This is a genomic window from Magnetococcales bacterium, assembly GCA_015231925.1.
GTDB lineage: Bacteria > Pseudomonadota > Magnetococcia > Magnetococcales > JADGAQ01 > JADGAQ01.
In genome coordinates, this window is record JADGAQ010000232.1 from 1 (window position 1) to 5,629 (window position 5,629).

Consider the following 5,629-nt stretch of genomic DNA (forward strand, 5'->3'; position numbering starts at 1 on the left):
ATACCGTCCTGTGGGTTCAACATCAGCAAGCAAGGCATCAACTGAAAAAAATCAATGAAATCTGGAAACGGACCAAAACCTCCGAATTGATTGATTCTTTTTTTGAGTCCTCTGTGGAAGAGATCGAAATTCTCGTCTCCGAAGCAGAAGCCTTGCGTAAAGGTCACGAAGAGGCCGCCAAGATGATTGGCCAACACCTGATCCGGGAACGGCAGGAGGATGAATGGATTCTGCTGGGAATCGTCCTGACCCTGGCCTGGATCGGCCTTACCGCAGGCCGGCGCATTTTACGCCTGATTATCAACGAAGTGGACAAACGCCTGGTTGCCGAACGGGAATTGAGCCAAAGCCAGCTCATGACCCAGAAGCAACAGGTGGAGATGAGCGCCCTGCAGCGTTCCAATCGGGCCATCATCATGTCCCTGGCCGATTTGGCGGAAAAACGGGACAGCAATACCGGCGAGCATGTGCTGCGGGTAGCCCGGGTCACGCAGAAAATCGCCCTGAAACTGCGGGAAGACAACACGGCAGCGATCAGCGACATATTTCTGGAGCAGATTGCCCTGTGCAGCATGTTGCACGACGTGGGCAAGGTGAGCATCCCCGACCGCATCCTGCTGAAACCGGGCCCCCTGACCCCCGAGGAGCGCCGCATCATGCAGGAACATTCCGCGGCGGGATGCACCTATCTGAAGAATGCCAAAGATCTGCAGGAGGTCGACTCCTACCTGGAAATGGCCACCCGTATCGCCCGATCCCACCATGAACAGTATCAGGGCGGGGGTTATCCCGACGGTCTGGCGGGAGAGGACATTCCCCTGGAGGCCCGAATCGTCATGGTGGCCGATGTTTACGATGCCCTCACCTCCTGGCGTCCCTACAAGGAGCCGTGGTCCGAAGAGAAGGCGTTGGCTTTCATCCGCAACGAATCCGGCAAATCGTTCGATCCCAAGGTGGTAGCCGCTTTTCTTGAGGTCATCGCGCATCACAAGGAGCTGCCGGTCATCACCTGGACCCGGGAGATGTCCGTGGGCGTGCCGGATCTGGATAATGATCACAAAGGCATCATCCGACTGATCAACGAAATCGATATCGTACAGAAACGCTTCGACAGCATTACGGTGGAACTGGTACTTTACGAACTGTTCAACTACACCATCCGACATTTTCAGCGGGAGGAGACCTTCCTGCGCGACAACGGCTTTCCCGCGACGTTGATCCTGGACCACGCCGGACAGCACAATCACTTTGCCGGCAGGGTAACCGAATTGCGCCGTCGCTACATCCATGAAAAACAACCCGATATCGTCAGCGAACTGACCGCCTTGATGAGCAAATGGCTGGTGAACCACATCATGATTGAAGACATGAAATATGCCAAACAGGACGGACTGAAGGCGAATTCCGACCGGCAGGCCGGCTCTGTACAGGTGTCGACGGGTTAACGACCCTCTTTTCGAACGCCGGGACGGGACGCCCGACGACACCGACCTTGCCGACATGTCGGGAAGGGATTCCCGGCTGGTTCAGCGCACCAGTTTCTTGAACCGGGGATTCGGCGTGCAGCGCAACAGCCGATCGACAATCTTGCGGAAGGTGTCGGCATCGGTCTCTCCGCTGGTCAGGGCGGCGAGGATTTTGGCCATGGTTTCGCCCCGTTTGCTCTGATCCTCATAGGGGTGTTCGTGCAGCAACCGGGAGATGGTCATCAGATAGGATACCATTCCCCCCTGAAGGGCATGGAGCCGGGATCGGTCGGGAAACTTGTCGAGGAGGTAGTAGCTGCTTTCGCCTTTGCTGCAATAGAAAAGCAGCGGCCGTTTGCTCAGTTGAGACGCGAACGGTCGCAAAAACGCCTCGGGCCGCTCTTCGATATCCAGCAGATAGACGCGCCGCGATCCGGGGATGGCGGGTTCGCCCTTCGAAACCCCGCGGACATCGACCAACAGGTAGCCGCCGGGGTTGGCGAGGAGTTCGTCGACGGGGAGCTGGCCGGTTGAAGAAGAGGGAAACATGGCCCTGGATAATACCGTGTTTGTTGTTCACCGCCGGAAAGAGGGACCATGGTATCGAACGCCACCAGGGTCGGGCAAGCTTTTCCGGAGAGGGACGGACTCTCCCCTCATGTTCCGCCTTCCCCTCCTGGACCTTCCCGATCTCATCGGGAGGTTTGTCGACCCCGCCTCCGCCACGACCGCATCGGATGCCGGCATGGCGAGCTGTTCCCGAACGGCGCAATGCCGCATCAAACAGCGTTCCTCACGCACCGTCGAACGGGTTCGAAGGGGTTTCATGATGAATCTCAACGATGACAGGCTTTTTTACCATCACCTGCCCCCCATTCGGGAGTTTGGCCAGATTTTCCAGTTCGACCATTATCAGCCGGTACCCGAAACCTGGCTGGTGGTCATGAGCGATATCCAGGGTTCGACCGAGGCCATTCGTCAAGGGCGTTACAAAGAGGTCAACCTGTTGGGGGCCATGACCATCGCCGGACTGCTCAATCTGGCCCCGGAGATGGAATTGCCCTTCGTCTTCGGCGGCGATGGGGCCACCCTGCTGCTGCCAGCCTCCCTTGCCGCTCCGGCCCGACAGGTTCTGTCCGCCACGGTGCGCCTGGCCCGCAACGAGTTCGGCTTGACCCTGCGGGCCGGCATGATTCCCATGACGGTGATCCATCAGGCCGGACAGGAGATCCGGGTCGCCTGCCTGTCCCTGGCGGAACGGAGCAGTCAGGCCCTGATGATGGGCAATGGTCTGGCTCTGGCCGAAGCGCTGCTCAAGGATCCGTCCGCCACGGCCTGTCGCGTGCCGGAAGCGCAAGCGGACGAAAAGGCCGACTACTCGGGACTGGAATGCCGCTGGCAAAATCTGCTCAGCCCCCAGGGCGAAATGGTCAGCCTGCTGGTGGAGGCCCGATCCCCCGTTCCCGCCGAACAGAAAGAGGTCTATACCCGGGTGCTTGCCGCCATCGAAACGCTCTGCGGCTCTTCCGGGCAGCGCCGACCCGTCGCTCCGGATCAACTGAAACTGACCTTCGCCGCCCAGTCCCTCGACCTGGAAAACCGGGTGCATCACCCGGCCCAAAACCTCTGGCAACGGCTGGTCCGCCGCTGGAAACTGCGTCTGGAAAACAGCCTCGGCCAACTTCTGATGCATACCTGGAAGGGAACGAACTGGTCGGCGTATCCGGCATTGGTGGCCGCCACCAGCGATTGCGAGAAGTTCGACGGACTGCTGCGCATGATCTTTGCCAGCCAACCCCGACGCCGCCTGGAGTTGACCGCCCTGCTGGAGCAATGGCGGCAACAGGGCGATCTCCATTATGGTCTTCACACCTCGGAACAGGCCCACATGACCTGTCTGGTCTACCAGCGCATGGGACGCCAGTTCCACTTCGTGGATGGCGCGGATGGCGGCTATGCCGTCGCCGCCGTCATGCTCAAAAAACAGCGCGCGGCCAGCCTGACCTGACCGTTCCGCCGCATCCGACGGGGTGTCGGCCTGCCCAACAGCCCCCGGCAAACGTCGCAGAGGTCGCACCTCCGAGAGCGAAACCGATTGGACTGAACACGTCATTGTCATGTAGCAAAAGCGTGAATACCGTGTTAAGCTGGGGCCGTGAATGCGTCGTCTTCACACTGCCTCAACCGCCGATTTTCCAGGCCATATCATCCAGCGACGGGATGCTTGCGCGGCGAACAGGCTGCTCGCATTCCCACAGAGATCAAACCTTGTTGGGAGAATCGAATGCGTAAATGCTGGGATGTGATGCAGTGCGGCCAACAACCGAAAAGCGGAAGCATTGAAGCCAGGTGTATCGTTCCAAAACTGCAAGAGGCCGTATGCTGGCTTGTGGCGGGAGCCCATGCTCCGAAAGAGATGCAATGTCTTGAAGTGAAACACGGCAAAGAGTGTGATGCGTGTGAATATTATAAAGTATTCCATGCCGAACTGGGGGCGTTTATGACCGAAAAAGAGGTCAATACGGTGAAACACTCCTGGACCTGCCTGCTCGACCATCACTGACTTGTTATTCCACCCTCTGCCGTAGCGCCTCGCCCACCCGCGCCATCACCTCCGGCCAATCCCCCGGCGCGGACTGCCGGAACAGCCGCATGCCGGGATACCACGGCGAATCCTCCCGCCCCAGCATGAAGCGCCAATCGGGACAAAACGGCAGCACCAGCCACGTCGGTCTGCCCTGCGACCCCGCCAGATGCGGCACGGCGGTGTCCGAGGAGATCACCAGATCCAGACTCTCCATCAACGCCGCCGTATCGACGAAATCCCCCACCTCCCCGCCCCAATCCTCCGGCATCAGCTCTTCCGGCAGATCCACCAACTGCTCCCGCCCGAAACCGTGCTGCAACGAGATGAACCGCACCCCCGCCACCTCCAGCAGCGGACGGAAGTGACGTAACGGTATCGAACGATGCCGATCCCCGCCAAAATTGGCATTGCCCTGCCAGGCGATACCCACTTTCAAACGCCGGTCCCCCTCCCGATGCAACCGCTGCCGCCAATGTCGCACCTTCTCGGCATCCATGGCGAACAGCGGCAGATTGACGGGAACCGTCTCCACCTCACTGCCGAACAGATGCGGCATGGAAAGCAGGGAGGCCTGCAAATCGTACTCTCCGGGCTTCTCCTGCCCTCGCACGAAGAGATGCTGCGGACCCGGAAGGGTGGCGAAGAGCGATTTCAAGCTGGGATAGGTCTCCAGCAGAATCCGCGCCCCATGCGCCGCCAGCAACGGCAGATACCGGCTGTAATGGATGTTGGCCCCCTGCCCCTGTTCGCAGTAGACCAGAATGGTCTTGCCCCGGGGATCGGAACCGTCCCAGGCGGGCTTGGGAAAGTTGCGCTCCAAGCGGTCGATGGCCTGATGACGCCACTCGTATTCCCTGGCCCCGGCGGCCAACTCCCCGTTGAGAATCAGGGTGAAGGCCAGCTCCATGCGCAATTGGGCATCCTGGGGGGCCAGGGAGACGGCCTGGTAAAGGGCTGCTTTGGCCTCGTCGATGCGACAGGCCTCCTTGAGCAGATTACCCAGATTGCGCAGCGTGCCGGGCACCCTGGGGTGTCGCGTCACCGACTGTTGCAGGATGGTGATGGCTTCGTCGAGCTGCCCCTCCTCCCGCAAGGCAATGGCCAGATGGTTGTAGCTGGCCGGCATGTCGGGATTGAGACGAATGGCCCGGCGATAACACGGCAGGGCTTCGGCGTGGGCTCCCATGCCTTGCAGCAGCTGCCCCATGGCGAGGTGCGCCTCCGGCAGCCGGGGGAATCGCCCCAGAACGTGCCGCAGCACGTCCTGAGCCTCCTTGAAGCGTTTCTGATCGCGATAGACGGCGGCCAGCACCAGTTGGGCGTCGGCGTAGTCGGGATTGAGTCGCAAAGCCTGCTGGGCGTGGTTCAGCGCCTCGGCGAAAAGCTGCCGCTCCCGCAACAGATCGGCCAGATTGCGATAGGGTTCCGCATAGCGGGGGCTGACGGCCATGGCCCGCCGATAGTCGCTTTCCGCCTCGGTGTGTCGCCCCAGCTGCTTGAGGGCGTTGCCCCGATTGTTCAGGGCCTGGGCATTGCGGGGATCGCGTTGCAGGGCCTGATCGTAGGCGGCCACCGC

5 protein-coding genes are annotated in these 5,629 nt (G+C 60.4%); 3 read left to right on the forward strand and 2 right to left on the reverse strand.

From position 1 onward, the window contains the following. The first annotated feature begins 113 nt into the window (after positions 1 to 113). Positions 114 to 1,445, forward strand: coding sequence for a bacteriohemerythrin (locus HQL56_17735; GenBank protein MBF0311361.1), 1,332 nt, complete (start codon positions 114 to 116; stop codon positions 1,443 to 1,445). A gap of 81 nt (positions 1,446 to 1,526) precedes the next feature. Here HQL56_17735 and HQL56_17740 read toward each other — a convergent pair whose 3' ends face one another. Then, a complete protein-coding gene (locus HQL56_17740; protein MBF0311362.1) occupies positions 1,527 to 2,015 on the reverse strand; it encodes a rhodanese-like domain-containing protein in 489 nt (162 codons plus the stop codon). A gap of 109 nt (positions 2,016 to 2,124) precedes the next feature. Between HQL56_17740 and HQL56_17745 the strand changes: the two genes are divergently transcribed. After that, positions 2,125 to 3,474, forward strand: a complete 1,350-nt coding sequence (locus tag HQL56_17745) for a DUF3095 domain-containing protein (protein MBF0311363.1) — start codon at positions 2,125 to 2,127, stop codon at positions 3,472 to 3,474. Positions 3,475 to 3,750: 276 nt separating this feature from the next. Further along, a complete protein-coding gene (locus tag HQL56_17750; protein MBF0311364.1) occupies positions 3,751 to 4,029 on the forward strand; it encodes a hypothetical protein in 279 nt (92 codons plus the stop codon). Positions 4,030 to 4,033: 4 nt separating this feature from the next. On the opposite strand, the gene HQL56_17755 is transcribed toward HQL56_17750, so the two are convergent. Then, positions 4,034 to 5,629, reverse strand: a 1,596-nt coding sequence (locus HQL56_17755) for a tetratricopeptide repeat protein (GenBank protein ID MBF0311365.1), incomplete at its 5' end; no start/stop codon positions are given.